At 49.2% G+C, this 26,044-nt stretch carries 27 protein-coding genes, 2 tRNA genes and 1 riboswitch; of the genes, 3 read left to right on the forward strand and 26 right to left on the reverse strand.

Translation table 11 applies throughout. The features are described from left to right. Window positions 1-203: 203 nt before the first annotated feature. On the reverse strand, window positions 204-911 hold the full coding sequence (locus I8U17_RS05935; protein WP_198055332.1) for a pirin family protein: 708 nt from the start codon (window positions 909-911) through the stop codon (window positions 204-206). A 21-nt stretch (window positions 912-932) separates the two neighbouring features. Continuing rightward, entirely contained in the window at window positions 933-1,334 is a 402-nt protein-coding gene (locus I8U17_RS05940; RefSeq protein ID WP_033101690.1) for a DoxX family protein, read from the reverse strand. Window positions 1,335-1,500: 166 nt separating this feature from the next. On the opposite strand from I8U17_RS05940, the gene I8U17_RS05945 reads away from it, so the two are divergent. Then, window positions 1,501-1,575: transfer RNA gene (locus tag I8U17_RS05945), tRNA-Gln, on the forward strand. 41 nt (window positions 1,576-1,616) lie between these two features. On the opposite strand, the gene I8U17_RS05950 is transcribed toward I8U17_RS05945, so the two are convergent. From I8U17_RS05950 to I8U17_RS06000, 11 genes are all read right to left on the reverse strand, one after another. Next, window positions 1,617-2,306, reverse strand: a complete 690-nt coding sequence (locus tag I8U17_RS05950; protein WP_232330936.1) for a TerC family protein — start codon at window positions 2,304-2,306, stop codon at window positions 1,617-1,619. Window positions 2,307-2,514: 208 nt separating this feature from the next. Next, window positions 2,515-4,167, reverse strand: a complete 1,653-nt coding sequence (locus tag I8U17_RS05955) for a M20/M25/M40 family metallo-hydrolase (RefSeq protein WP_198059161.1) — start codon at window positions 4,165-4,167, stop codon at window positions 2,515-2,517. Window positions 4,168-4,283: 116 nt separating this feature from the next. Further along, entirely contained in the window at window positions 4,284-5,480 is a 1,197-nt protein-coding gene (gene thiI / locus I8U17_RS05960) for a tRNA uracil 4-sulfurtransferase ThiI (protein ID WP_198055331.1), read from the reverse strand. Continuing rightward, a complete protein-coding gene (locus tag I8U17_RS05965) occupies window positions 5,477-6,640 on the reverse strand; it encodes a cysteine desulfurase family protein (protein ID WP_033101693.1) in 1,164 nt (387 codons plus the stop codon). Before I8U17_RS05965 ends, thiI begins: the two co-directional genes overlap by 4 nt. 70 nt (window positions 6,641-6,710) lie before the next feature. Next, window positions 6,711-7,748 (reverse strand): LacI family DNA-binding transcriptional regulator, encoded by a 1,038-nt coding sequence (locus I8U17_RS05970; protein ID WP_033101694.1) that lies wholly within the window; start codon window positions 7,746-7,748, stop codon window positions 6,711-6,713. Between the two features lie 35 nt (window positions 7,749-7,783). Further along, window positions 7,784-9,532, reverse strand: coding sequence for an alpha-glycosidase (locus I8U17_RS05975; RefSeq protein WP_198059162.1), 1,749 nt, complete (start codon window positions 9,530-9,532; stop codon window positions 7,784-7,786). Between the two features lie 22 nt (window positions 9,533-9,554). Further along, a complete protein-coding gene (locus tag I8U17_RS05980; RefSeq protein WP_033101696.1) occupies window positions 9,555-10,400 on the reverse strand; it encodes a sugar ABC transporter permease in 846 nt (281 codons plus the stop codon). Further along, on the reverse strand, window positions 10,397-11,686 hold the full coding sequence (locus tag I8U17_RS05985; RefSeq protein ID WP_198055329.1) for a sugar ABC transporter permease: 1,290 nt from the start codon (window positions 11,684-11,686) through the stop codon (window positions 10,397-10,399). Before I8U17_RS05985 ends, I8U17_RS05980 begins: the two co-directional genes overlap by 4 nt. A gap of 106 nt (window positions 11,687-11,792) precedes the next feature. Further along, window positions 11,793-13,046: a maltodextrin ABC transporter substrate-binding protein gene (locus I8U17_RS05990; protein WP_198059163.1), complete on the reverse strand. Its 1,254-nt coding sequence runs from the start codon at window positions 13,044-13,046 to the stop codon at window positions 11,793-11,795. 173 nt (window positions 13,047-13,219) lie between these two features. Beyond that, window positions 13,220-13,690 carry a peptide-methionine (S)-S-oxide reductase MsrA gene (gene msrA / locus I8U17_RS05995; protein WP_033101697.1) on the reverse strand — a complete coding sequence of 157 codons (471 nt, stop codon included), beginning with the start codon at window positions 13,688-13,690 and terminating at the stop codon, window positions 13,220-13,222. A gap of 67 nt (window positions 13,691-13,757) precedes the next feature. Then, window positions 13,758-14,318: a beta-class carbonic anhydrase gene (locus tag I8U17_RS06000; protein ID WP_033101698.1), complete on the reverse strand. Its 561-nt coding sequence runs from the start codon at window positions 14,316-14,318 to the stop codon at window positions 13,758-13,760. Between the two features lie 122 nt (window positions 14,319-14,440). On the opposite strand from I8U17_RS06000, the gene I8U17_RS06005 reads away from it, so the two are divergent. Next, window positions 14,441-14,707: a PGPGW domain-containing protein gene (locus I8U17_RS06005; protein WP_033101699.1), complete on the forward strand. Its 267-nt coding sequence runs from the start codon at window positions 14,441-14,443 to the stop codon at window positions 14,705-14,707. Window positions 14,708-14,765: 58 nt separating this feature from the next. On the opposite strand, the gene I8U17_RS06010 is transcribed toward I8U17_RS06005, so the two are convergent. The 9 genes from I8U17_RS06010 to rodA form a co-directional block, all read right to left on the reverse strand. After that, a complete protein-coding gene (locus I8U17_RS06010; RefSeq protein ID WP_033101700.1) occupies window positions 14,766-15,401 on the reverse strand; it encodes an O-methyltransferase in 636 nt (211 codons plus the stop codon). A gap of 94 nt (window positions 15,402-15,495) precedes the next feature. Continuing rightward, a tRNA-Gly gene (locus I8U17_RS06015) sits at window positions 15,496-15,569 on the reverse strand. Window positions 15,570-15,649: 80 nt separating this feature from the next. After that, complete coding sequence (locus I8U17_RS06020; RefSeq protein ID WP_033101701.1) at window positions 15,650-16,018, reverse strand: DUF308 domain-containing protein; 369 nt, start codon at window positions 16,016-16,018, stop codon at window positions 15,650-15,652. A gap of 175 nt (window positions 16,019-16,193) precedes the next feature. Further along, entirely contained in the window at window positions 16,194-17,789 is a 1,596-nt protein-coding gene (locus I8U17_RS06025; RefSeq protein WP_198059164.1) for a peptide ABC transporter substrate-binding protein, read from the reverse strand. 381 nt (window positions 17,790-18,170) lie between these two features. Then, on the reverse strand, window positions 18,171-18,551 hold the full coding sequence (locus I8U17_RS06030; protein ID WP_052154340.1) for a hypothetical protein: 381 nt from the start codon (window positions 18,549-18,551) through the stop codon (window positions 18,171-18,173). An 11-nt stretch (window positions 18,552-18,562) separates the two neighbouring features. Then, complete coding sequence (locus tag I8U17_RS06035; protein ID WP_033101703.1) at window positions 18,563-18,829, reverse strand: DivIVA domain-containing protein; 267 nt, start codon at window positions 18,827-18,829, stop codon at window positions 18,563-18,565. A 149-nt stretch (window positions 18,830-18,978) separates the two neighbouring features. Beyond that, a complete protein-coding gene (locus I8U17_RS06040; RefSeq protein WP_033101704.1) occupies window positions 18,979-19,542 on the reverse strand; it encodes a YhcN/YlaJ family sporulation lipoprotein in 564 nt (187 codons plus the stop codon). Between the two features lie 221 nt (window positions 19,543-19,763). After that, a complete protein-coding gene (locus tag I8U17_RS06045) occupies window positions 19,764-20,474 on the reverse strand; it encodes a zinc metallopeptidase (RefSeq protein WP_220185029.1) in 711 nt (236 codons plus the stop codon). A gap of 252 nt (window positions 20,475-20,726) precedes the next feature. Beyond that, complete coding sequence (gene rodA, locus I8U17_RS06050; protein WP_052154342.1) at window positions 20,727-21,887, reverse strand: rod shape-determining protein RodA; 1,161 nt, start codon at window positions 21,885-21,887, stop codon at window positions 20,727-20,729. An 85-nt stretch (window positions 21,888-21,972) separates the two neighbouring features. Between rodA and ftsW the strand changes: the two genes are divergently transcribed. Next, window positions 21,973-23,115 (forward strand): putative lipid II flippase FtsW, encoded by a 1,143-nt coding sequence (ftsW, locus tag I8U17_RS06055; protein ID WP_198059165.1) that lies wholly within the window; start codon window positions 21,973-21,975, stop codon window positions 23,113-23,115. A 47-nt stretch (window positions 23,116-23,162) separates the two neighbouring features. Here the strand turns inward: ftsW and I8U17_RS06060 are convergent, their stop codons facing one another. From I8U17_RS06060 to I8U17_RS06075, 4 genes are read right to left on the reverse strand one after another with little or no spacing between them, the layout of a single operon-like run. Then, the gene (locus I8U17_RS06060) at window positions 23,163-23,927 is read right to left on the reverse strand and encodes a thiazole synthase (RefSeq protein ID WP_198059166.1); all 765 of its coding nucleotides are present in this window, start codon (window positions 23,925-23,927) and stop codon (window positions 23,163-23,165) included. Between the two features lie 4 nt (window positions 23,928-23,931). Next, window positions 23,932-24,138, reverse strand: coding sequence for a sulfur carrier protein ThiS (thiS, locus tag I8U17_RS06065; protein WP_033101706.1), 207 nt, complete (start codon window positions 24,136-24,138; stop codon window positions 23,932-23,934). Continuing rightward, window positions 24,135-25,262: a glycine oxidase ThiO gene (gene thiO / locus I8U17_RS06070; protein ID WP_198059167.1), complete on the reverse strand. Its 1,128-nt coding sequence runs from the start codon at window positions 25,260-25,262 to the stop codon at window positions 24,135-24,137. The genes thiS and thiO overlap by 4 nt, the downstream gene beginning before the upstream one ends. Continuing rightward, the gene (locus I8U17_RS06075; RefSeq protein WP_052154344.1) at window positions 25,252-25,860 is read right to left on the reverse strand and encodes a thiamine phosphate synthase; all 609 of its coding nucleotides are present in this window, start codon (window positions 25,858-25,860) and stop codon (window positions 25,252-25,254) included. Before I8U17_RS06075 ends, thiO begins: the two co-directional genes overlap by 11 nt. A gap of 74 nt (window positions 25,861-25,934) precedes the next feature. After that, a riboswitch (TPP riboswitch) is annotated at window positions 25,935-26,039 on the reverse strand. Window positions 26,040-26,044: the final 5 nt, after the last annotated feature.

Raw genomic sequence — 26,044 nt, forward strand, 5'->3', positions numbered from 1 at the left:
TCTGGATGAATTCGTCCTGAACATAGAAACCTTCCTTCGGAATTTTTTTTATACCTTTTCAACAAAAAAAGGCTGTTGACCTTCTTTGTCAACAACCTCGGGAGGATCATCAGATCTCCCGGCTTTTTTCAAAAACATGCAACCAGTTTGCCAACAGACTCAAAACATTATGAGCTCCCCGAAGTTATTCATGATGATCGGACTCAAGGCAAATCAATCAGCATGAATCGCGCATCGGATTCAGCATCCAACTGAAGTACGGGGGTTTGCGTGATGCGGGCAGAATCGCGTCTGTTTAAGATCGCTTCACCTTTATTAACAACCAATCGTCCCTCAATCGCAAACAGGAAAATTCTCCGTCCCGGCTTTTGCGAAAAGACGATTTCTTTTCCTTTTTCCAGATCAGCCAAGTAAATGGTCAAATCCTGATGAATATGGGCAATTTCTTTGGAAGCAGGATTTTTCGCGACAATCGGCAAAAGACGATTTTTCATCTTCTCAACCGGAAATTCCGTTTTTTCATAAGAGGGCGTCAGCCCTTTTTGCTCAGGCAGAAACCATAATTGCAAAAAATTTACTTTTTCTTCACTGGAAGGATTCACTTCCGAATGGACGATCCCCGTGCCTGCGGTCATTCTCTGAACACCGCCGAATGTGGTGGTTTCCGTCGCTCCCGAGCTGTCCTCATGCCTTAATTGCCCTTGCAGAACAATCGAGACAATTTCCATCTCCCGGTGGGGATGGGGGCCAAAGCCGGTGAGCGGGGCAACAATATCATCATTCAACACCCGCAGGGGACCGAATTGAAGATTGTTTGGATCATAGTAGTCGGCAAATGAAAAACTGTGCGCTGTCTTTAACCAACCGTGATCGGAGGTGTATCGTGATTCAGCCGGATATACTTTCAACATTTTTGACTCCTCTTTCTGTCATCATCTGAATAGAACGGCATCAAGCGAATATGTTCCCGAACCGGTGCAGGCGACACCGACGGCAACGACAATCAGGATCAAATTGTATTCATATCCCCCTTGTGTCACCCAGTAACCATTCTTTCCATGAACTTTAAAAACAGCCACCAGCATTGTCAACACAATCAAAACGGCCCCGACAGGTCCCCCAAGACCGGCGGCAAACAAAAAACCGCCCGCCAGTTCACCCAATCCGGCCAAAAAAGCCATAAATAAACCCGGCTTGATCCCGATCGATTCAAACCATTGTCCTGTCCCTTTCAGACCAGGCCCGCCAAACCAGCCGAACAGTTTTTGCGATCCATGCCCCATAAACGTCAAACCGACTGCAAGCCGAATCAGCAAAAGACCGGTATTCATCAGACTCCCTCCATTTCTGATAATTTCTGTAATGCCATCTTAACCTCATTCACTTACTTTTGTCAAGTAACTATTAATAAATAATTGACTAAAGGTGATTGCATGGAAATATTTTCGCGTGATCGTGAATAATTTTTTCCGCAGCGGCGATGCTAAGGAATAGAGTCGATGGGGAATAGCCAAGCGGTAAGGCAACGGACTTTGACTCCGTGATGCGCAGGTTCGAATCCTGCTTCCCCAGCCAAAAAACAGCATGAGCAAAGGAAACATTTCTCCTCCTTATGCTCATGCTGTTTTTTGTTTGCTGTTCACCTTCTTCATCACATGACCCCCGACCATGACAAGAATGGCCAAAACAATCGGAACCGCCGTATCCAAATAATCCTGTCCCCCGGACAGATAACTGCGCACCAAAGGATCTCCGATCATTAATTCACCGGCAGTATACCCGAGGATGGCGGTTCCTGCATAGATAAGCCAGGGGAGCCGTTTTAACAGGGAAGCCACCAGCCCGCTCCCCCACATGATAATGGGAATGCTTAAAGCCAGACCAAACAGGACCAGTACAACACTGCCGTGCGCCGCTCCGGCTACCGCCAGCACATTGTCCAGGCTCATCACCACATCCGCCACAATGATCGTCTTAATCGCGCTTTTCAGGGTACGGCCAAGGGACACCTCCGTGCCTTCTTCTTCATCAGCCAGCAAATTGACGGCAATCCATAACAACAAAATCCCCCCAATTGTCATGAGGAGCGGAATCTTCAACAGATACGCGGCGATCGCAGTGAGAGAAGCGCGCAAAATGACCGCCATTCCAGCACCGATCATGACCGCTTTTTTTCGCTGATGCTCAGGCAGGTTTCGCGCCGCCATCCCGATTACCACCGCATTGTCCCCGCTCAAAAGGAGATCCAGGATAATGATGTTAAAAAAGCCAATCCAAAAAGCCATATCCGTTAGCCAACTTGCCATGTTTTTTTTACTCCTTTAAACAGGCATGCTGATACCGGCTTCGCCTTTTTGGCGGACCAACATGCCTGCCCTCTTAACCTTTCACAACTGGCTGAAGAAGCAGAGAAAGCGAACCCTCAATTTGAGATTCGCATACCGCAAAGTGACGCTCCGCCAGACCGGAAAGAACTTTCATGTCCAGTCAGTTGGACACCCTCGTTAACTAAAATTATGAGGAAAACAAGTGCCTGATTACCGCAACCGTCAAATTCGGAACAATTTTCATCGAGTAAGAGATTTCAACCCGTTCCCATTGTTTATGGGCATCTTTGCCATAAGGACCGATATTGATCACGGGGACATCCAGCTGACGGATCGCTTCCAGATCCATCTGGTGCTTCACTCCCCAGACGGGCATGTTCATTTCAAAGGCCTGAATCTCTTTTTCATCATCACTCAGCGCCACAAAGCTCATGTCCGAAATATACGGAAAAAATTTACGAACTTGTATTTTTTCCGCACAGTAAGGTTCGATTTGCTCCACCGCGCGGTAAACCGCTTCAATCAGGCGGAAGTCGCGCGGATCATCTTCGTTCAGGACAACACGGGGGATATACGGAGATGCGAAAAACAGGATGACCGCCGGTTCCGCATCCCCGCCCCAGCGCCATAATTCCTCTACCATCTGCTTGGCGTACTGGCGTATATCCACTGATTCCTTGTTCAGCATATTGTGGGAAAAAGCCAGGATCTGCTGTTCAAACTCCGCCCCGTGTTTTTCCCGGCAAAGGTGGTAAAATTCCTCATATGTGAAAACGCGCGGTTCAATCTCCGGAGGAACATACGAATTTCCGCTTAATCGGCTGTAAAGGCGACCCCGCTGGTGATACTTTGCAATGGCCGCTTCAAACGCTTCACGGGCAATCCCCTTCAACCGGCACAAAACATCGCGCGGCGACCAACTGTGAACAAAAAAGTTGTAGTAAACAAAGGCGGTTTGTGGAGTTTGCACATCATACTGCTTTTTTAGATCAGTCTGTTTCAACGAAACCGGAGGCATCGTCACCTCGCCGAACATTTCATCGCACAGATCAGGATTGTAATCAATGCGGGAGGTAAGTTCAGCCGCAATCAGGTTTGGGTCGAATCCTTCAAACGCCTGACCGACATGCGTCTCTTTGCCGACAATATAAAAGGCGGGGAGCAGTTTGCCAACCGTACCCAAATAAATATAGCGGTTCGGGTCCCCGTCAAAACGCGGGGCCGTATAATCGGAATTCACCGCGGCAATGAACCGGAGTTCTTCTTCCCGGGCCAGCTGATGGATGTCGGCCAGAGCAGATAAAATTCCCCGCGAATTATTCTCTTCATCACATGTGACCAGAAAGAGAAGGTTCCCTTGAAAACGGTGCCTGTTTTCAGCAAAGTAGCGCAAAATCGCCATAATGCCGGCAACCCCGCTTTTCATGTCCAAAACTCCCCTGCCGCCCATGTAATTCCCGCCGGCCAAGTCCCTGGCAACGGCAGCGGGAATTTTTCCTTTGCTCCATTCCCTGAGCAGCTCATCCGGTGAAAAGGCCAGTCCCATCCATTTGCCGTAATCCTCGACACCCACGGTATCCAAATGCCCCATCAAGATCACCGTTTCGGAACAATTTTCATCCCTTCCTCTGACCAGCGCCAGCACATTGTACCGTTCCCGGTCATCATGCCGGGTCGGCGTAATGCGCAAATGATGCGGATGATCAAGGAAATAAGGGAGCTGACGCAATTTTTCATAAATAAAAGCCGCCATGTCCCGCTCCCCGATCGTGCCGACAATGCTGGGATGCTCGACGAGCTCTTTGGTTAAAGCACAGATTTCATCCTGGAAGTTAATCATCGCTGATCCCCTCCATTTCAAAATATCAAAAAATATATCCAGGGAGGAAGATTCTGATTTTATCAAGTTTGAAAGCGATTTTTGAGGAGGCAAACTCAAAAATCGCTTTCTTCAGCTCAGAAGAAGGAAAACTCTTCTTCCGGTTCACCCGGATTTAATTCGATCACTTCCGTCCCTTCAACCGCTTCACGCACCAGGCGTTCCAGATCCAGTTTGGCTTCTTCACGGGCCGCCACCTGTTTATCCGGCCGGGTTTTGGGCGCTTTTGGCAAAAAGACCGTACAGCAGTCCTCATAGGGCAAAATCGAAGTTTCATACGTTCCGATCCGTTTGGCAATCGTCATGATTTCCTGTTTGTCCATCCCGATCACCGGCCTTAAGATCGGCATATTTGTCACTTCATTGATGGTATTCATACTTTCGAGCGTTTGGCTGGCAACCTGCCCCAGGCTTTCCCCCGTCACCAGGGCAAGCGCACCATGTTTTTTGGCGACGGCCTCGGAGATGCGCAGCATGAACCGGCGCATGATCGTAATGGAATAAGAGTCATAGCAATGTTTGTTTATTTCCGTTTGAATTTCCGTAAACGGAACGATGTGCAGATGGATTTTCCCGCCATAACGCGTCAGGATCTGTGCCAGGTCGATCACTTTCTGCTTGGCCCTCTCGCTGGTGAACGGGTAGCTGTGGAAATGGATCGCATGCAGTTCCACCCCGCGCTTTAAAGCGAGATAGCCGGCCACAGGACTGTCAATCCCTCCCGACAAGAGCAGCAGGACGCGGCCGCTGGCTCCCACCGGCAATCCGCCCGGTCCCGGAATATCATTTCCGTAGATATAGGCGTATTTGCTGCGCACTTCCACATGAAGCGTCAATTCGGGATTGTGCACATCCACTTTGAGTTCGGGGACATTTCCCAAAATGAATCCGCCGAGGCGGTGATTCATCTCCTGCGACCGTATCGGAAACTTTTTGTCCGCCCGCTTGCTGTTCACTTTGAATGTCCGGACACCTTCCTGCTTTCGCACCAATTCCAGGGCCGCTTCCTTAATCTTTTCCCAATCGTTTTCCACCCGGATCGCCGGGCAAATCCCGACCAGACCAAATACGGTCTTCAGTTCGTCAATGAGCGCTTCCGGTGCTTCATCTTCCAGTTCCACAAAAATGCGGCCCGGTGTTTTCACCACGCTCACACCGGCAAAACGCGCCGTTTTTTCGCGGATATTGTTTACCAGACGGTCTTCAAAATCCGCCTTATTCTTTCCTTTTAATGCCAATTCTCCGTAGCGGAGCAAAACACAGTTTCTTTTCATCTGTTATGCACCTTCATCACCTGTTGTAACATGGGGATCACTTTGCCCAGCGCATCGGCACACCGCATGAGATCCTCTTCGGTGTTCATCCGTCCCAAACTGATGCGAATCGAGCCGAGCGCTTCTTCATCCGACCGTCCAATCGCTTTCAGGACGCGGCTGGGCAACTCTTTTTTGGAGGAACAGGCCGACTTGCTGGAAACATAGACTCCCTCTTTCTCCAACGCATGAACGATCACTTCCGATTTCAGGAAGGGAAATGAAAGATTGATAATATACGGCGCACCGCCTTCCCTGCTCACATCGCCGTTGATGATCACGGAAGACAACCGCTCCTGGATCTGTCTGAGAAAAGCTTCTTTCCAGTTGGCAGAATCGCGTATAAAAGCATCCCCCTTCTGCCGGGCCAACACGACCGCTTTTGCCATTCCGACAATTCCCGGTACGTTCTCGGTTCCGGAACGGATTCCCTGCTCTTGTCCGCCGCCGATCAAAAGAGGCGGGAGGTGAAGATTTTTGCGTATATATAAACAACCGACTCCTTTCGGTCCATGCAGTTTGTGGCCGGACGCGGAGAGGAAGTCGATTTTCGCCTGGCGGGGCAATAAGGGAATCTTGCCGAAAGACTGTACGGCATCCACATGGAACAGCACTTTGGGATAGCGCTCCAGCCGCCGCCCGATTTCCTCAATCGGCTGAATGGTGCCGATTTCATTATTGACATGCATGATGGAGACAAGCACCGTTTCCTCTGTGATCGCCCGTTCCACATCATCAGGATTCACCCGTCCCTGTGAGTCTACAGGGAGATAGGTAACGTTCCACCCTTTGCGTTCCAAGTATTGAAACACCTCATATACCGACGGGTGTTCAATCTCGGTTGTAATCAGGTGTTTTCCGCGGCCGGCATATTCTTCGGTTACCCCGCGAATCGCCAGGTTATTGGCTTCCGTACCGCCCGAGGTGAAAAAAATTTCCTCAGGGGAAACGTTCAAGGCTTGCGCGATCACCTTGCGCGCCCCGGTGACCAACCGCTCGGCTTTTACCCCCAGTCCATGCAAAGATGAAGGGTTGCCGAACACATCGACCATCACATCAGCCATTACTTTGGCCACTTCGGGATCTGTTTGCGTTGTGGCGCTATTATCCAAATAGATCACCGACTTGCCCTCCTTTCCTCTCTTCATAACTTCACCATTCTATCATAAAACAAAACACCTGACATGAGATTCAGGTGCAATCCATTTCCCTGTTCTTTTTCAAACTCGATTGGCGGATGATGAGTTGTGACGGAATCACATGCTCAGCAGGCAAGCTGCAATGTTCCGGATCGCTCAAAGCGTTCAAAAGCAGTTTCACCGCCTCCATGCCGAGTTCGTACGATAAGATTTTGACACTGGTCAAAGGAGGATTCGTAAAGGACAACAACGGCGAATCGTTAAAACCGACAATCCCGAGTTCTTCGGGGACGCGCAGTCGGTTATGTCCGGCAAATTGCAAGGCTCCCAAGGCGAACAAGTCATCGGCCGCCAGCACCGCGTCAAAGTCGACACCGCGGGATTTCAGTTCCTGCAGGGCATTAAATCCGCTTTCGATGGAAAACTCCGCCGTCACTGCTCTTTCCGCCGCGAAGCTTATTCCCTTCTCGCTCAATGCTTGTTTATACCCGCTGATCCGGTCCTGACTTACGATCAGATTGGGATCGCCGCTGATAAAAACCACTTTCTCATATCCTTGCTCCAATAAATGCAATGTTGCTTTTTTGGCCGCTTGTATATTGTCATTATTCACCGATAAAACCGGGTGTTCACAGCTTCTCCCGATCAAGGCGAAGGGAACGTTTTCGGCAATCAGCAGGTCGATCAGCGGATCCTGCTTGCGTGAAGTGGAGACAATCAACCCGTCGACCCTGCGCTCGCGAAAGAGTTGCATGCATTTTTGCCGTTCCTCTTCCGGTGTCCGGCTGATAGACAAAAGGATGTTGTAATCCCTTGCTTGGGCGATAGTCGACATCCCCCGCATCACTTCTGAAAAAAAAGGATTGGAAAAAGCCTGATCCGCCTCCCGGGCGATGGTAAAACCGATGGTTCGCGAGCGGCTCCGCGCCAGACTTCTGGCGATCGCGTTCGGAACGTAGTTCAGTTCTTCCATCGCCCGTTTAACGCGGAGCTTGGTTTCAAGGCTGATCCGGTTGCTTCCGGCAATCACCCTCGACACTGTCGATGGCGACACATCCGCCAGTTTCGCCACATCTTTAATCGTTGCCATAAAAATACCCCTTTAACAAATGATCAGACTGTTTTTCAAACCAGCACCATTCCCTGATAAGGGGAAAGAATCAACTCCATCCGGTTTCCTGATGCCTGGCCTTTTTCCCCCGTCAACAAATCGGTCCAATTCCTTTTTGCCCATGTATCCAGCGGCAAGGAAACATTTTGCCAGCTGTCGCTGTTATTCAGGACAATTCCTGCATTTTCCCCTTGCCATGAGCGCACAAAGGCATAGACAGGGGAACCTGGATCAGCCAACCATGTCCGGAAACTCCCCCTCCGCAACGGAGCACAACTCCGGCGAATCCGGATGAGCCGTTGATAATAGGAGAAAAGCGCCTGATTTTGCTCCTCTTTATCCCACAACATCGGCCGGCGGCAATCAGGATCTGTCTCTCCGGTCATGCCTATTTCATCCCCGTAATAAATCAACGGCGTCCCCACATAGGTCATCTGAAACAAGACGGCCAGGCGGAACCGTTCTTCCTTTTCACCGCAAGAGGTCAAAAAGCGCTCGGTATCATGGGAATCAAGCAGATTCCATGCCACTTGCAGCGCCTGATCCGGATAAGAGATGCGTGCTGTGGTCAATTCGGCATCAAACTCGCTGGCATCTGATGTTTGCTCTGCAAAAAAACGATAAACGCAGTCGCGAAACAAATAATTCATGACCGAATCAAACTGATCCCCTTCCAGCCATTTTACCGCATTATGCCATACTTCGCCGATGATGAGGGCTTCCGGATTCAGCATCTTCACAAAAGATCGGAAATCACGCCAAAAGGCATGATCCACCTCATTGGCCACATCCAGCCGCCACCCGTCGATCCCCATTTCTGTCCAGTAGCGGACGACCTGGAACAAATATTCTTTTACCTCCCTGTTTTCCGTGCGCAGCTTCGGCATGACAGGAACATTGACAGCAAACGTCTCATAGTTGGGCTGTGGCGTTTGCACAACCGGAAACTGCTCGATGAAAAACCAGTCTCTGTATTGCGAGTCCGCTCCCTTTTCCAGTACATCGCGAAAAGCAAAAAACCGGTCACCCGAATGGTTGAACACCGCATCAAGAATGATTCGCATCCCGTGCCGGTGAGCCTCCCTGATCAGGCGCTTAAACGTGTCCAGATTGCCAAACTGGGGATCAATTCTCAGATAATCCGCTGTATCGTACTTGTGATTGGATGGGGAGGCAAAAATGGGAGTGAAATAGAGCGCATTAACCCCCAGTTTGCGCAAATAGGGGAGGGAATGGATCACCCCCTCCAAGTCACCGCCGTAAAAACTGTCCCTTCCGGGCCGTGCATCCTTGCTCCAATCTTCCGTCCGGGGCGGGTCGTTCTCCTTGTCACCATTGGCAAACCTGTCCGGAAAAATCTGATAAACCACCGCATCCCTGGCCCACTCCGGGGTCACAAACAAGGCTGATTCATGGATATAGGCATACTGGAAAACTCCTGCCCGGTTCCGTTCCTTTGACACTCCCGATTCTCCGAAATAAACCCGCTCTCCTTTTTTTCCTTCCAGGAGAAATACATATTGCAGGCGTTTTGCAGTGCACTCCAGCAAAGCTTCAAAATAATCAAACCGCTGGTCCGAGGCCATCCATTCCGCTTCCGTCTGCTGAAAATAGGAATCCAGTAATTCATAGCGATCCGCGTGGAGCACGAGACAGCGGGCGATTTCTCCTTTCCCGGCACGCAGTCGCACCCTGAGGGAATGCAAATTTTCCGGACAGGCATAGGGAACCCTCGTTTCGTGAAAAAGTGCTTCAATAAGCATGAAAGCTCATCTCCTCCCTGAATCAGCCTTTATTCGCTCCTGCAGTCAATCCGGAGATAAAGTAGCGCTGTAAAGACAGGAAAATCACCGTGATCGGAACGGCAATCAACACGGAACCGGCAGCAAACAACGTATATTGCTTGCCTACATCTTTGTTGATAAAGCTGAACAGCCCGACCGCCAGCGTCTGATTATCCGGGCTGGTCAATATGATTTGCGGCAACAGAAAATCAGTCATCGGTGTCATAAAATTAAACAAAAACATCACCGCCAGAATCGGTTTGGCCAGCGGCATGATCACTTTCCAGAAGATGGTGACATGGCCGGCCCCGTCGATCCGCGCTGCTTCATCAAGGCTGTAGGGTATCGTGTCAAAATACCCTTTCACCAACCAGGTGTTGAACGGAATTTGCGTTCCCGCGTAAAAAATCAGCAACCCCAGGTGCGTATCCAACAGACCGATCCAATTCAGCAACAGATAAATGGCAACCATTGTCATCATCGACGGGAACATCTGCAAAGTCAGAAATAAAACTAATCCGTATTTGCGTCCGAAAAAACGGTAACGGGAAAACACATAGGCCGTACCAGTGGTGATGATCACGGACACAAACGCATTGATCAGGGCGATTTTCAGGGTGTTCCAATACCAGGTCGGATACTGGCTGTTAGGATTGAAGAAAAGCCAGCGATAATGAGCCAAGGTCGCATGTTTCGGAACCAGCGAAGTGGAAAAGATGCCGTCCCCCGGGCTGAATGAAGCCCCGATCACCCACAGCAACGGGTAAATACAAATCACAGCCATGATGATCAGAATCAGGTAACTCAGGAGAAGCCGGAGATACGTTTGCCGTTTGCTGCTGTTCATCGGATCATCCCTTCCTCTTTGAACGAACGGGTTCCCCTGAATTGCAAAACGGCCAGCACGGTTACGATCAAGCCGATGATGACGGAAATCGCCGCGGCATAGTTGTATTTGGAGGTTTCAAAGGTTAATTTGTAAACCCAGGAAATAAGAATGTCCGTCCCCCCGGCCGTTTGTCCCGGGATGGCCGGAAGCCCTTTATTAAAGAGATAAATGACATTGAAATTATTAAAATTGCCCACATATTGAACGATCAGCAACGGAGCCGTTGCATAAAGCGCCATCGGCAAAGTGATATGGCGAAATTTCTGCCAGATCGTCGCCCCGTCCACCTCAGCCGCCTCATACAGATCCGCAGAGATCGCTTGTAACACACCGGTATATAAAGCCATGCTGAAGGGAAAGCCAAGCCAAAATTGGATCAGCAAAATGGCGATTTTGGCCCAAAAGGGATCCGTCATCCACGGCAGTGCCCCCAGCCCGATTCCCTGCAAAAAAAGGTTAACCGTTCCGAAGTTGTTATCAAACAGGCCGGAAAAAACAATGATCGAGACAAACGAGGGAACTGCCCACGGCAAGATCAAAATGGTGCGGAAAAACTTTTTAAACTTCAGTTTTTTCTGATTGAGGATCACGGCTAAAAACAGGCCCAAAATCACCTGAACCGTTGTCGAAACCAACGTCCAAACCACCGTCCAGCAGAGAACGCTGAAAAAAGATGTTTTCCAAAAGCTGAGTTGAAACAGGTGCACGAAGTTATCCAGCCCGACATAGTCGACCAATTTGGCCGGAGGTTGATGATAAAGGTCATAGTTCGTGAAAGCGAGCACTATCATGAACAAAATGGGAAAGAGCACCACAAACACAAGCAATATCATGGCCGGTCCGATCACAAGATACGGAAAACCCTGATCGGTAACATGCCGGAAGGTCTGCATCACTCCGGGAGGTTTGACTCCCCGTTCCCGCAATTTTCCCACTTTGTAGGCATCGCGAATATTGAAACCGTAACAGCCCAGGCCAAACAGGATAAGCAAAATGGAAATAATCCCCTCCGCCATCAAATCGAGCGAATTATCCACTTGCGGAATTGTGCCCAAGGTGGCAATGCCCCAGAGTCCGATGTTAAAAAAAGGATAGAAAACAACGATATAGGCGATCTGCAACCCCAATAACAATCCGCCTTTCACCCACTGTCGATTGTACATTTGCCCGAGGCCCATCGACAAAGCGGACAGCACGGCGGCAACCCTGCTTCTTCTTATTAACGGACATTTTGCTGAATTCATCCAACCTCGCATCCTTTACCCTGTATTCCGTCTGAAAAAGCATGTTGCAGGACGGGTCGTCGGGGCCCCGGCAGTCGGAGGCCCCTGTCTTCCCTTCTGATTTTGCTTATTGTTTCATCGTTTTGATGTTTTCTTTGATCAATCTGACTGCGTCATCCAGTGCTTGTTTGGGAGTCTGTTTCCCTTCCGCGACAAAGGTGTGGGCATTGTTAACCGGTTCCCAGACAACCCCCATCTCCGGAATGCTCGGCATGGGCACCCCTGTTTTCGCCTGCTCGGCAAAGCCATTAATCAACGGATTGTTTTTAATCATCGGATCATTCAGAAGATCCTTGCGCGGAGGAATTTCACCCGTTTCCAGAAATCGTGATTTCAATGCTTCTCTGCTTGTCAAAAATTTCATCAGATCAGTCGCGTATCGGGGATGCTTGCTGTAAGCGGATAAATACCATCCTTTCACACCGACAAACGTCCGTGCCGGTTTTCCGTCAACCTTGGGAAGCGGTGCGACACCCAGATCAATGCCGGCAGCCTGATAGTCCTTGACTGCCCAGGGACCGTTCAGGACGGCCGCCACATTCCCTTCTTTAAAGAGCCCGCTCACGGTATCCCCTTTCAGCCCTTTCGGCAACAACCCCTGACTGAACCATTTTTCCACTTCTTTCATCCCGGCAATCGAGCCCGGGCTGTTTAATTCAATTTTATCCGGATCGGTTTTGCCACCGGTCTCCCCAAAAACGGAACCGCCTTTGGCCGCAAACAGGAAATACGTATAATAAAGATTATTCGCCTCAAACATGATTCCATATTTATTTTCCGCCGGTTTATTGTTCTCTTTTGCGTACTTCATCAGATCTTCATACGTTGCCGGTACGTTGTTCATTAATTTTTTGTTATATATTAAAGCGATACTCTCCGTCACTTTCGGCAGACCATAAACCTGACCGTTATAAGTCATGGCCCGCATGGCGTTATCATCAAATTGCTCTTTGACGGAATCATCTACCTGAATCGGTTGCAAAAGACCTTTGACAATCGCTTCCCCCAGCCGGTCATGCGGCCAGGTAACCAGGTCAGGCCCCTTTCCGGCCGGGCCATCCAGCGTCAGTTTATCTTCCTGTTTCAAGAGAGGAACGGCAACGACATCGACTTTGATCCCCGTTCGTTTGGTAAACTGGGCGGCCAATTTTTTGGTGTTGTTGATTTGCACCCCGTCATCCGCGTTTTCCCAGACTACCAGCTTGTCCGGCTTCCGCTCGATTCCACCGGCCTGAACATGGGGATCGCGCTTCGGCCCGCATCCGCTCAACAGTGCGGTCACTATCGCGAAAACCGCGACAAGACCGATCCATTTTTTCATCTCCGAAGCCTCCTTTGTGCAAACGGTTGCATAAATAAAAATACGTCGATTCCATCTCTATTTTATCGCCTCATCATTTATCTTACAAGAAATTATATTATTTATTTTCGCAATAATATTTTTGTAAAAAAAGATGCCGCCTCTTCAAGAAGCAGCATCGGTCGATTTCAGGATCAGATATGGCACGAGTCAAGGCCGCGCTTTTGCAGGTAGCGTTGATGATATTCTTCTGCCCGCCAGAATGTTGAAGCCGGTGTGATCTCCGTGACGATCGGATTTTTCCAGCGGCCGCTTTTGTCCATCTTTTCTTTGGATGCTTCGGCTAATTTCTTTTGCTCTTCATTATGGTAGAAGATCACGGAACGGTACTGCGTTCCCACATCGGGACCCTGACGGTTTAACGTCGTCGGATTATGGTTGTTCCAAAAGATATCGAGCAGATCCAGATAGGAGACCTGCTCCGGATTATATTCGATTTGCACCACTTCCGCATGTCCGGTGCGGTCAGTGCATACATCTTCATAGGTTGGGTTCTCCAACGTCCCGCCCATATAGCCCACTGTGGTGTTGATTACACCCGGAACCTGGCGAAACGTTTCTTCTACTCCCCAAAAACAGCCTGCACCAAATGTTGCGAGCGCCATTTTTATTCCCCCTTTTCTTCATCAATTTTATCAGAATAAGATTCCACTTGAAAGCCGGAGACCAAACTTATTTCCGCCCGTCATGAATCAGCTCCAGCTCCCCGGTTTCGGGATCAATGATCAAACCGTGAACCTGAATTTCCTGGGGAAGCAGGGGATGATTTTGGATCAGACGGATGCTGTTCATGACCCCTTCTTCCACGTTTGCGCATCCGGCTAACCATTTATGCAGATCCACCCCTTGCTCACGAACGGCTTCAATTTCGTTCTGCGTGACCCCGTGCTCCTCTAAGTGTTCCAGAACCGATCCGGCTCTCAGCCCTTCCATGCCGCATCCTTTGTGCCCAATCACAAAGATTTCTTTCGCTTTCAGCAGCGACACTCCCACCAAAATGCTTCTCATCACGCTGCCATATGGCTCTGTCACCATGGCACCGGCCGTTTTTACCACTTTGGCATCTCCGTTTTTAAGATTGAGCGCCTTTGGCAAAAGCTCAACCAACCGGGTATCCATACAGGTTACGACCAGCAGCTCTTTTTTCGGATATTTTTCCGCCAGATATGGTTCATATTCCTTATTATTCACAAATTCCCGATTATAGGCCAGAATCTCTTCCAGACGGCTCATCTGATCTACTCCTTTGATGTCGTTTTTTAATTGTCCAAAAAGCTGACCATTTTTTATCCCAGGTTGGTCGGGTATACTAATTACGATGACACCCCAAAGCAAAAGGTGGTTTATTGTTCCCCATGAATGACAGAGTAAAACACGTGATCAAAGTCGTACTTGGCTGGACATTTCTCGTCCTCGGGATTATTGGCTTTTTTGTCCCGATTCTGCAAGGGTTTCTCTTTACGCTGATCGGGTTGATCCTGTTGTCGCAAACCACGCCCTGGGCGAAACGCCTGCTTGATCGCCTGCGCCGGCGGTACCCCGAAATAGCAGTAAAATCGGAGAAATGGATTGAAAAATGGGGAAATAAATTCCGCTTTGGCTCAAAATCAAATCCGGAATGAGAAAAACCCATGTGAATAACTGCCGAAGTGAAACATTTTCCTCCGGCAGTTTTTATATTTATTTGACGCGGCAAATTCCCAGACCGTCACCGATGGTAAGCAGAATGGATTCCAACCGGGGATCGGTGGCAATGCGGCGGTTAAATTCCCGTACGGCCACAGGGGACGGACCTTGATAAGACTCATCCAGGATTTTCCCGCCCATAAAGAGATTGTCCGCGGCAATGATCGCTCCCGGTTCAGCCAGTTCAATCGCTTTTTCCAAGTAATGCAAATAATTCATTTTATCTGCATCAATAAAAATAAATTGAAACCGCTCATTTCTTTGGGTCAATTGGGACAAACTATCCGCCGCATCCCCCACCATAAAGGAAACGCGTGTATCCAGCCCTGCTTTTGTCAAGTTTTCCATGGCAAAGTCGGCATGCTTCTGTTTCAGTTCAAGCGATACCACTTTCCCGTCTTCCGGCAAGGCTCGGGCCAACCAGATCGTACTGTATCCACCCAGTGTCCCGATTTCCAACACCTTTTTGGCTCCGGAAATCTTGGTGAGCAGGTAAAGCGTTTTTCCCACTTCCGGCGGTACGGAAATCTGCGGCATGTCGCGTTCGGCCAATCCGGCGGCAATCCCTTTCAAGACCTCGTCTTCCTGGACAAAGAGAGAACGGACATATTCTTTTTCCTGCACAAGCATCCTCCCCGATATTTTTTTAAAAAACACTCTCTTATTTTATCCCAATTTAATGAAAAAAGAAAAGGTACCACCTGACGGTGGTACCTTTTCATGTTGGAGCGGACGACGGGAATCGAACCCGCACTACTAGCTTGGGAAGCTAGTGTTCTGCCATTAAACTACATCCGCGTATCGACATGATCATTATACCATAAACCAATACACAAAAACAAGCCCCCTTTTTTGGGGACTTGTTTCCACCCGGAAGGTTAAAATATCAAACGAAACGGAAAGAGTACAAACGCTAAAATCAAAGCAACGATTCCCACAGCAATGGCCCACCAGCCCAACGTGCTTTTCCTTCTGACGGCGAACGCACCGACGACGATGCCGGCAATCGACAAAACGAAAGGCCAGAAGAAAAAGGCGAGGACGGACAGAACCAAAGCGGCGATGCCAAGTCCCATACCACCATTTTCGGTACGCGCGCCTCTCTGGTCGTCACGGTCGTTGTCTTCACTGGCAAAGGTGGGATTGGGTGAAAGTTCCGCCGCTGTTTCCTCATCATCCGGTCTATTTGCGACATTCGGTTCGTTCTGGTTTTCTTCTTCCTTATTCAGCTTCTTGTCCTTAGCCATGCCGATCCCTCCATTTGGTTTCCGGGTTTAGGCTTAGTATGTGTTTCTTCCTGTAAAAAAACGTTTGTTAAATGGAGGAAATAAAAATGGAGCAGAAACCGACTCCGCTCCCAAGCCAACAAAGAGGTTTTGCAACAAGTTGTTCCCATTTTCCGTTTTTCCCCAAGCAAATTCCTTATTTTTTATCTGCTTCCGAATAATCATTCGGCCCGACCGGATGGCGGATAATTCCCGTCACGTCCGGCTGCTGCGCATAAGCGATATTGTAGAAATACAGCGGAGTGATCGGCGCTTCATCAAACAAGATCTGTTCAGCATGATGAAGCAACTGGTCACGTTTGTTGATATCGCTCGTTTCCGAAGATTGTTCCAGCAAAGCGTCATATTCTTTGTTGCTCCAATGCGTATGATTCATTGAATGATCGGTTTGCCAGCTCTCCAGATAATTATAGGTGTCGTTGTAGTCAGCTAGGAAACTTGCCAGCTGCATGACGAAGTTCGAACTGCGTTGATCGGCGAAAAACACCTTCTTCTCCTCGGCCTGCAATTGTATCTCCACATTCAGGTGCTGATGGATCATCTCTTGTACTGCTTCGGCGATCTTTTTATATTTCTCATTGGAATTGCTGTACAGCAGCGTGACTGTCGGCAGTTGGCTCCAGCCTTCTTCTTTCATGCCTTCCTGAAGCAATTTTTTGGCTTCATCATACTGTCCGTCCTTAATCAAGTCGCCGCCTTGTTTGCGAAATTGATTCGGGGCGGAAGGGGCCACATAGCCATACGCCGGTTTTACTCCTCCGCCGACGATCTTCTCTGCGATGGTCCGGCGATCAATGGCCAGTGCAAATGCCTTGCGCACCTTAGCATTGGTAAACGGCGGTTTCTTCGTATTAAAGCGGAAAAAGGCAAGCCCGTTGCCGTCCATCGTCTTGATTGTCCCGTTTTTCAGCATGGAGGGAAGCAGATCCGCCGGCATTTGCGCTCCGGCTGCGACATCCAACTTTTTTGTTTGATACAGTTGGTAAATCGTTTTGTTATCACTGACAATCGAATAATGCAGTCCATCGAGTTTCACTTTCTCTTTTTTGTAATATTGGTCATTTTTCTCAAGGGTAAGATGATCATTGTGCTTCCACTCCGTCAGGTTAAACGCCCCGTTGCTCACATACGTTTTTGCATCGGCAAATGCATTCGGATTTTTCTCGACTACTTTTCGGTCAACAGGGAAGTAGACGGGATAAGCCGTCAACTGTAAAAAGGAAGGGGTGGGCTTTGCCAGCCGGACTTCCAGCGTGTCATCATCCAAAGCTTTGACCCCGACCTGATCCACGCTCCCTTTCCCCGTGTTATATGCTTCCGCTCCTTCAATAAAATAGAGCAAGAACGCTGGTTCCGCGGCCGTTTTCGGATCGAGCACCCGCTTCCATTCGTATTCAAAATCATGCGCGGTCAAAGGATCCCCATTGGACCATTTGGTCTTTTTCAGGTGAAACCGGTAAGTCAGCCCGTCGGAACTGACATCGACCTTATCGGCGAGCGCCGGTTGCGGCTGATCGTTTTTGTCCAGACGCATCAAACCTTCAAACAGGTTGTTGGTGATTTCCAGCGTATCCTCATCAAATGCCTTGGCCGGATCGAGACTGGTCGGTTCGCCGGTGGCATTCAAATTCAGGATCTTTTGCTCTGGACCATTGGCTTTTGAGGCGCATCCCGATAAACCGGCAGCCAAAACAAGCAATAAAAGCAGAGAAAAAAGGCCGAACTTTTTCAAATCTCTCCCTCCTTCAATACACAAACAAAAAACGGAATGAAAATTACTTCGTCATATCCGTATTAAAAACCTTCCGATAAATGAAATTATACTAATATTAAATAAAAAATATGACTCTCACGATGACAGGCTTGATTTGCAAGGCGGCAACACCAGAAGGACGGATGAGGGGTCTCCAAAGAACAAAATCTCTCCGGGTATCCTGTCTCTTTTTTTGCACAAAAAAAGCGATGGGTATCCACCGCTTCAGATGTACATTTGCCCTGACTGCGAATTCTCTTGTCTCATACGTACCGTTGAATAAATCAATCCTGCCGATGATATAATCAGAAAAATCTGTCAAATAAATCTTCCTTAAACAGCCGGCTTTCGTCCAGAAATTCACCCGTTACTCAAATCTTTGCTCAATCGTCGGTCCAAATATTGATAGATGCTTCGGATAATTTTTCCGTTCCACCCGAAGTCAACAAACTTTGCCCTCAGTGCGGCATGAATATCAACCGCCGTCCGGAGCGGGGTGATATCGATCACGGTGACGACCAAATCATGTTTCAACCCTATACCATTGCGACATTCCAACATAACCTCCCCGCGAGATTCATCCACATGAATCAACCGAAAGGAAGGAAACTGCCCGGGCAACCCTTTTAACGCTTCGATTGCCTCCCATTTTTGATTTCGGTAATATCTTGTCCTCAAATTGGGCTCCTGCTGATCCCCAGTTTCTGTCACTCCGCTGAAAAAACGCTGAATCGCTGACAATCGTCTCCTCCTTATCTGAGCACGATTTGTTCCAATCTCTCCAGGCGCATGAGAATCTGATCCATCAGGTCATCATTCTGATTGGCTGCCGCACCCGAACCCCCTTGATTTTTCTTTAATTTTTTGATCTGATCCTTTAAATATTCATTTTCTTGCAGCACTTCTTCATAATTTTTTATAACTAAATCCAAAAATTCGTTAACCTCTTCAATATCATAACCACGGATGGCATGCTTAAAATCCTTATTAAAAATATCCATTGGGGTTAGTCTGCTCATGGATCACACTCCTCGGCCAACATTTCTTTCACAACCATTATATAAAAAAACAAAGACGAATAAATCCCTATAGAGAAACTTAATTAATTACAAATAAGAAAACCCATTCCCCGTAGAAAATGGGTTTCTAAGGAAAATGGGTTTTCTGCTTATTTTGCTTCCGGGAACGTTCTTCTGATCATATCGCCCAAGTTTTTGATAAACCCGCTGATCGGTCTCCCGTTTCGCAAATCATTGGCATAATTATTCATTTGTTTGACAAAGTTCGGATTGGAGGAGACATAGACGTTGCGCAAGCTTGGATCAACTGCTTTGGCCCTCCTGGCAATCTGTTTTTTTATCCTCTCCGTCAATTTCCCGTCGCCGGTGTTATGTTTCAAAGTGACCGCAACATAAGCGTTACGACCCATCACAATGGCGGCAGCAGTATTCACCTGTTTCAAACCCGCTACCCCCCTGGCAACGTCATCCGCCACCCGCACGTTGCGCGACAAATTATTATCATTGGTATCGGTACGATTCAAGTAGGTATTCCCATTGCGTACATCATTGCGCACATTGCGGTTGCGCAGCGACTCATTGGCCACTTTTTGCGTACGATACCCCGGTTCGTTCGGATTGGGCAATCCTTGCTTGCTTGTGGCACAGCCCACGGACATGGTGATCATCGAAAGCACGACCAAGCCGCTGATGAACAGCCGACGAGTCAGCATTCACAGTTCCCTCCTTCAACTTTTTATTTGCCTTTAGTATGTGAATGCCAACCGTTTCTATTACCCCTGAGCCGCTTCCGTTTTTTTACAACAAAAAACTCAAGCCTTTTCGGCGCAATCCGGGTGAGAAGTCCGAAAAATCGGGGGGAAAGTGGTTCCCGACGGTCCGGCCACCGAAATGCCGGCAAAGAAAAAACCCCTGTAAAAGGGGCTTTGGCTTGTTAATCCCGGTCATTCTGGAAAAAGAGAATAAAGACATATTGCAACAATTCAAGCAAGGCGACCAACGCACCGGCAACGTAGGTGAGCGCGGCAGCACCCAAGACGCGGCGAACGCCTCTTTCCTCTTCAGGACCGTGCACAAACCCTTCAATCGCCATGATTTTCTTGGCCCGGCTGCTCGCATTGTATTCCACCGGCAGCGTGACGAGATGGAACAGCACCACAACCGAGAAAAAGATCAAACCGAGCATCAACAGGCCGGTAAACTTAAAAAAGATCCCCGCCATCAACAAGAAAGGCGCCAGACCGGAGGCAATGTTCAGAACGGGAACCATGCGGTGGCGAAACACCAACGCTCCATAAGCTTCTTTATGCTGAATGGCATGTCCGCATTCATGGGCCGCCACGGAAATGGCCGCGATTGAATCAGATGTGTATACGTGTTCCGACAGGCGAACCGCCCGCGCAGTCGGATCATAGTGGTCAGTCAGACTCCCCGGAACCATTTGCACCGGCACGTGATACAAACCGTTTCGATCGAGAATCCTGCGTGCAACTTCCGCCCCGGTCAATCCCGATCTCGCACGAACCCGCGACCAGATTTGGTAATTTCCCCGCACTTTCCACTGGGCCCATAGCGTGATCACGAGACCGATAATGGAAACTAGCACAAAGATGGGGTTCACACCATACCAAATGGGAAAAAACAATCTGATCCACTCCTCTCATCATCTATTTTAACATTACCCGCTTTTGTTTCATTTCATGACATGTACTTCCTTCAAAATCAACGCTTCTGTGAAGAGATGATCGAATTTGGTCAAAAAATTTTTGACTTCTTTTCCTATTATTAATGATAATTATGACATTCTCCTCAATCAATGGTTTTATTTACCACCCTTTTTTTTATAAAAAACCCCCCTTGGCCGGATGCCGCATTCCGGCAAGGGGGTTGCACCACTTTAAGCAACAAACGTGTCAAACATCAGTTCATTGCGCGAACGCATGCCGACATTGAGCGCAAAGCCGATGGCCATCATCTGGGTGACGAGCGAGGTTCCTCCGTAACTGATAAATGGCAGCGGAATGCCAGTAATCGGCATTAACCCCAGCGTCATCCCGATGTTTTGGTATATCTGGAAGACAAACATGCCGACAATCCCGGAGGTGAGGTAAACGCCAAACGGATGCGAGGCCCTCATCGCAATTTGGATCAGGCGGTAAAGCAAAAAGAGATAGGCACACATAAGCACACTGGCTCCGATAAAGCCAAACTCTTCCCCGATCACAGCAAAAATGAAGTCATTGTACGGTTCGGGAATCCAATTTCCCTGCGCCTGCGTCCCGTGATGAAATCCTTTCCCTTTCAGCATTCCCGATCCGATCGCGATTTTGGCCTGTGTCGACTGATAGCCGGCCCCGGTGGGATCGGACGCCGGATCGAGGAAAATTTGAATCCGTTGAATTTGGTGCGGCTGCAAAATGAGATGGAGCAGGGGCGAATGCGTGGTATAGAGAATTATAACAGTGCCGGCCGCTATGGCCACAACGGCGATTCCCCCGGCAAACCATTTCCAGTTGAGTCCCCCGACAAGCAACATGCTCGCCGTAATCGCCATCAGAATCATGGCTGTTCCCAAATCCGGCTGTAAAACGATAATCAGGAATGGGATGGCAAAAAAAGCGATTATTTTTCCCAATGTCTTGAGATCGGACCAAGGTGCTCCTTTTTTCACGGAAAGGATTTTTGCTAAGATCAGAATAAAGATCAGCTTCATCAACTCAGACGGTTGAAAGGTTAAACTTCCGATTCCGATCCACTGCTGTGCACCGTTTACTTTTATTCCGACACCGGGAATCATGACGATGAGCAACAACAATATGCCAAACCCATAAAGAATGTACAAAAACCGACCCTGAAGCAAAATTTTATAATCAAAGAGGAGAACCCCGATCATACATAGAAAGCCGATTGAATACCAGAGCATCTGTTTTTGCACAAATGAAGGATCGCTCGTGTAAGTCGCACTGGATATGGCAACAATGCTGATAGCAGCAAGTACGAACAGCGTCAGAATAATAAATGGATCGATTTGCTTAATTCGTTGCATTTTCTTTAACATACAATTGATTCTCCTTTTCGCTTCGGTTTCCATCCTGCCATCATGAACGGAATTGAAAAACATTTCGCAGAAGGAGATTTTCACGATGAAACGTGGCAAACCTGATTTTTGGTTAATTTTGGTTACCTTTATCTTGCTCGGTTTTGGTCTGGTTATGGTATTTAGCGCCAGTTATTTTAAAGGTTATACCGACCCGCATATCCATGATTCCTATTATTTTTTTAAAAAGCAACTTGCCAACGGCTTGGTGGGTCTGATCCTTTTTTTCGTCGTTTCCAATATACCATATGAAACTTATCGGAAACATGTAGGCTGGATATTGGCCGTGAGCGTCATCCTGTTGCTCTTGGTTCCCCTGGTCGGACAAGTGCACAACGGCGCCAAACGCTGGCTTGGATTCGGTTTTCTTTCCTTTCAACCTTCGGAATTGGTCAAGCTGGGAATGATCATTTACACAGCTTCGATCATGGTGAAAAAACAGCCCCATCTCGATAAATTCCGTCGCGGGTTGCTGCCGCCCCTGATCATCATCGGCTTTGTTTCCGCTCTGCTTGTCATCGAACCTCATTTCAGTGCGACGATGATCATTATCCTGACCAGTCTGATCATCATTTTTTGCGCCGGTGCCAGGTTCAAGCATCTCATGTATCTCTTTTTGTCCGGTGTTCCCGTTTTGATCCTGGTGATGCTCTCGGGAAGTTACCGGGTAGACCGGATCAAAACCATGCTGAACCCTTTAAGCGATCCCACCGGGGACGGATATCAAATCATCCAGTCCCTTATCGCGATCGGACCGGGAGGGCTGACCGGCGTCGGCCTGGGGAAAAGCATTCAAAAACTGGCCTACCTGCCCGAGGCGCATACAGATTTTATCTTCTCCATCATATCAGAAGAACTGGGCTTTGTTGGTGGCGCTTTTTTGATCACTTTGTTTATTTTTCTCATTGTGCGGGGAGTATTGATCTCATTGCAGGCTCCCAACTCATTCGGGACGCTGCTGGGAATCGGAATCGTCAGTTCGATTGCCATTGAAGCGATCTTCAACCTGGGAGTGGTGACGGCGCTGCTTCCGGTGACCGGTGTTCCCCTGCCGCTGATCAGTTACGGAGGAACCGCCCTGATCCTCAAACTGACCTCGCTGGGAATTCTGCTCAATATTTCCCGCTATCGCACCAAAAAAACAAAAGCGGCCAAGCCCGATCCGGTCTCCCGACAATTCCGCATCTGAATAAAAAATCCCCTTAAGGATGTCCTTTACCCTTAAGGGGATTTTTGTTATTTTACCAAGCCGGTTTGCGGACTGCTGGCACTGGCTGTCGTCCGTTTGGGAATCCGCCCAGCTTCAAAGCCCAATCTTCCTGCTTTTACCGCCCATTTCATCGCTTCGGCCATTTTCACCGGGTCATCCGCTTGCGAGACGGCGGTATTCAGCAGCACACCATCCGCCCCCAATTCCATCGCCTGCACAACATCAGCCGGAGAACCGATCCCCGCATCGATAATCACCGGAACCGGCGATTCTTCAATAATATAACGGAGGTACATCGGGTTGAGCAAACCTTGTCCCGAACCGATGGGCGCACCTCCCGGCATAATGGCATGGGCACCCGCTTCCCACAATTTGCGGGCGATCACCGGGTCATCGGAAGTATACGGCAAAACGGTGAACCCCTCTTCGACCAGGATGCGGGTAGCTTCCAGTGTGGCGATCGGGTCGGGAAGCAACGTTCTCGGATCAGCAATCACCTCGACCTTAATCATGTCACACAGGTTGGAAGCTTTGGCGAGACGGGCGATCCGCACAGCCTCTTCCGCTGTCGTCGCCCCGGCCGTGTTGGGTAAAAGGGTATAACGCTTCAGATCGAGTTTCTCCAAAAAGTTGGGCTGATCCGGATTAAAAACATCCAGGCGGCGGATGGCAAACGTCAATACATCTGCTTCAGAGGCTTCCACCGCCTCTCGTTGTACTTCGAGTGAAGAAAATTTTCCGGTTCCCAAAAACAAACGGGATTGAAATTGATATCTCCCGATTTTCAGCATGCTATTAACCTCCTCCGACAAAATGAACGATCTCGACTACGTCGCCTGCCCTGAGCGGAGTTGCCTTGTGATCCTCTTTGGACAAGACCCGACGGTTATGTTCCACAATCACAATCCGCTCTCCCAGATGAAAGTGCTCTAGCAGGTCGCCAATTGTATCGATATGTTTTTCCACTTCATAGGGCTGGCCATTTAATTGAATGGTTTTCATCTTCTCCCCCCTTCGTCCGTCTTCAACAGACGCATCGGTGAAAACGGCAACCACTCTTCCGCTGTTTCACCGAAAACCATCCGCGCCATCCATTCTCCGGTGAGCGGGCTGAGCAAAATTCCATTGCGGTAGTGACCACTGGCGATATACAGGTTATCGTATTCCTCCCATCGCCCGATATAGGGCAGACCGTCGTAACTTCCCGGACGAATGCCGGACCAGAACCGCGTGAGATTGGCATGTTCCAAAGCAGGAACGGCCTTGAGGGCCCATTCGAGGAGTGAACGGATCGCTTCCGCCTGCACCTGGCAATCGAATCTCCCTTTTTTTTCCGTCGCCCCGACAATGATTTCCCCGTTGGCTTTCGGCACCAGATAACCTTCTTCGCCAAACAGGGTGTGTTTCAAAACCGGGTGCGGAGATTGCAGTGCAAGGGACTCACCTTTCACCGGAACCATGGGTAGGGAAATATCCATCCCTTTGGCCACCCATTCGGTCCATGCCCCTGTCGCCAGAATCACCACATCGGCACTCCTGAGCCCGAGACTGGTCGAAACGCCGATCACACGCCTTCCTTCCCTCTGAAATGAATCGACACGGCACCCTTCGGCAAACTTGACGCCAAGACGGCCAGCCGCTCTGGCAAACGCCTGTGTCAGCCTCGGGGCCGATACCTGGTAATCATCGGGAAGATGCAGCGCGCCGACAATCCGATCACTCAGACCGGACTCCAATTCAAAACATTCTGTTACAGAGAGCCATCTGGCTGTCTGCCCGGCTTGCCGCTGCCACTCGCCCCGTTTCTTCAACCTTTCGGCTTCCGCTTCATCAAAGGCTAATTTCAATAAACCGGTCCTGTTTAATTCGATATCCAATCCGGTTTCATCCAGCAAGGCTTCAGCCAACCGTGGAAACATCGCCCGGCTCTTCAATCCGGCATCAACCATCGGTCCGGGGCGATCCATTTCCGCCTGGGCCCCAAGCATCCCGGCAGCCGCAGACGATGCCTGTGCACCAATCCTGTCGCGCTCCAGCACGGTTACCGTACATCCTTTTTTAGCCAGATGGTAAGCGATTGAACAACCGATCACCCCACCGCCGATTACCAAAACGTCACGATGCAAAATTCCACCTTCTTTTCATCTCTTCTGCCACTTTCTCCGGGGCTGGTGCTTGCGAAACTGCGGTAATGACAGCAACCCCGGCACAACCGGCCTTTCTGATCCGGGAAAGGTTGTCCATCCCGATCCCGCCAACCGCGATCACCGGAATGTTCACCCGGCTGACGATCTCCTCAAGGTGCTCTGTGCCAAGCGGAGGAAGTCCAGGCTTGGAGTTGCTCGTAAAGATATGCCCGACGAAGATATAATCCAATCCCTCTGTTTCAGCCCGTTTCGCCCCTTCCAGAGAGTGAACGGAACGCCCCACCCGCATCACCCGTTGCAACCTGCATAAAGTACGCGGAGAAATCTCTTCCTTTTCAGGCAGGTGAACACCGCCACAGTTTAACTGAAGGGCAACATCAATATGGGTGTTGATTACAATGGAAGAGGGCGGGAGATCCGTTTGCTGCAACAAATGATTCGCTATCGCCCGAACGCTGTCGGCGGACCGGTCCTTCAGCCGCAGATGAAAAGCATCCACCCACGGACAAAGAGACGGCCATATCCTGACCAGATCAGCCGGCGATTGCGTCCGGTCCGAAATCACGTGCAATTCCATCATCCATCTCCTCTTTTAACAAAAAAACCGGCATCCGCATGGGGATACCGGTATTTATCCAAAAAACAACGAATACACGAATTTCCCCACTTCCTTTCGCTGGTATTAACCAGTTCAAGTTCAAAGGGTTGGAACCCCTTCCGTTCCTCTCAGCACAATGTGCACCCCTAGTGGCCATATGAAT

The sequence above is a fragment of the Thermoactinomyces sp. CICC 10521 genome (assembly GCF_016055135.1).
Classification (GTDB): domain Bacteria; phylum Bacillota; class Bacilli; order Thermoactinomycetales; family Thermoactinomycetaceae; genus Thermoactinomyces_A; species Thermoactinomyces_A daqus.

Bases quoted from the DNA above. Each gene is read 5' to 3' on its own strand.
- I8U17_RS05935 (WP_198055332.1), bottom strand. From the start codon at position 911: ATGTTGAAAGTATATCCGGCTGAATCACGATACACCTCCGATCACGGT.
- I8U17_RS05950 (WP_232330936.1), bottom strand. From the start codon at position 2,306: ATGGCAAGTTGGCTAACGGATATGGCTTTTTGGATTGGCTTTTTTAAC.
- I8U17_RS05955 (WP_198059161.1), bottom strand. From the start codon at position 4,167: ATGATTAACTTCCAGGATGAAATCTGTGCTTTAACCAAAGAGCTCGTC.
- thiI (WP_198055331.1), bottom strand. From the start codon at position 5,480: ATGAAAAGAAACTGTGTTTTGCTCCGCTACGGAGAATTGGCATTAAAA.
- I8U17_RS05970 (WP_033101694.1), bottom strand. From the start codon at position 7,748: ATGGCAACGATTAAAGATGTGGCGAAACTGGCGGATGTGTCGCCATCG.
- I8U17_RS05975 (WP_198059162.1), bottom strand. From the start codon at position 9,532: ATGCTTATTGAAGCACTTTTTCACGAAACGAGGGTTCCCTATGCCTGT.
- I8U17_RS05980 (WP_033101696.1), bottom strand. From the start codon at position 10,400: ATGAACAGCAGCAAACGGCAAACGTATCTCCGGCTTCTCCTGAGTTAC.
- I8U17_RS05985 (WP_198055329.1), bottom strand. From the start codon at position 11,686: ATGAATTCAGCAAAATGTCCGTTAATAAGAAGAAGCAGGGTTGCCGCC.
- I8U17_RS05990 (WP_198059163.1), bottom strand. From the start codon at position 13,046: ATGAAAAAATGGATCGGTCTTGTCGCGGTTTTCGCGATAGTGACCGCA.
- msrA (WP_033101697.1), bottom strand. From the start codon at position 13,690: ATGGCGCTCGCAACATTTGGTGCAGGCTGTTTTTGGGGAGTAGAAGAA.
- I8U17_RS06000 (WP_033101698.1), bottom strand. From the start codon at position 14,318: ATGAGCCGTCTGGAAGAGATTCTGGCCTATAATCGGGAATTTGTGAAT.
- I8U17_RS06005 (WP_033101699.1), top strand. From the start codon at position 14,441: ATGAATGACAGAGTAAAACACGTGATCAAAGTCGTACTTGGCTGGACA.
- I8U17_RS06010 (WP_033101700.1), bottom strand. From the start codon at position 15,401: ATGCTTGTGCAGGAAAAAGAATATGTCCGTTCTCTCTTTGTCCAGGAA.
- I8U17_RS06020 (WP_033101701.1), bottom strand. From the start codon at position 16,018: ATGGCTAAGGACAAGAAGCTGAATAAGGAAGAAGAAAACCAGAACGAA.
- I8U17_RS06035 (WP_033101703.1), bottom strand. From the start codon at position 18,829: ATGAGCAGACTAACCCCAATGGATATTTTTAATAAGGATTTTAAGCAT.
- I8U17_RS06040 (WP_033101704.1), bottom strand. From the start codon at position 19,542: ATGCTGACTCGTCGGCTGTTCATCAGCGGCTTGGTCGTGCTTTCGATG.
- rodA (WP_052154342.1), bottom strand. From the start codon at position 21,887: ATGTTAAAGAAAATGCAACGAATTAAGCAAATCGATCCATTTATTATT.
- ftsW (WP_198059165.1), top strand. From the start codon at position 21,973: ATGAAACGTGGCAAACCTGATTTTTGGTTAATTTTGGTTACCTTTATC.
- I8U17_RS06060 (WP_198059166.1), bottom strand. From the start codon at position 23,927: ATGCTGAAAATCGGGAGATATCAATTTCAATCCCGTTTGTTTTTGGGA.
- thiS (WP_033101706.1), bottom strand. From the start codon at position 24,138: ATGAAAACCATTCAATTAAATGGCCAGCCCTATGAAGTGGAAAAACAT.
- I8U17_RS06075 (WP_052154344.1), bottom strand. From the start codon at position 25,860: ATGGAATTGCACGTGATTTCGGACCGGACGCAATCGCCGGCTGATCTG.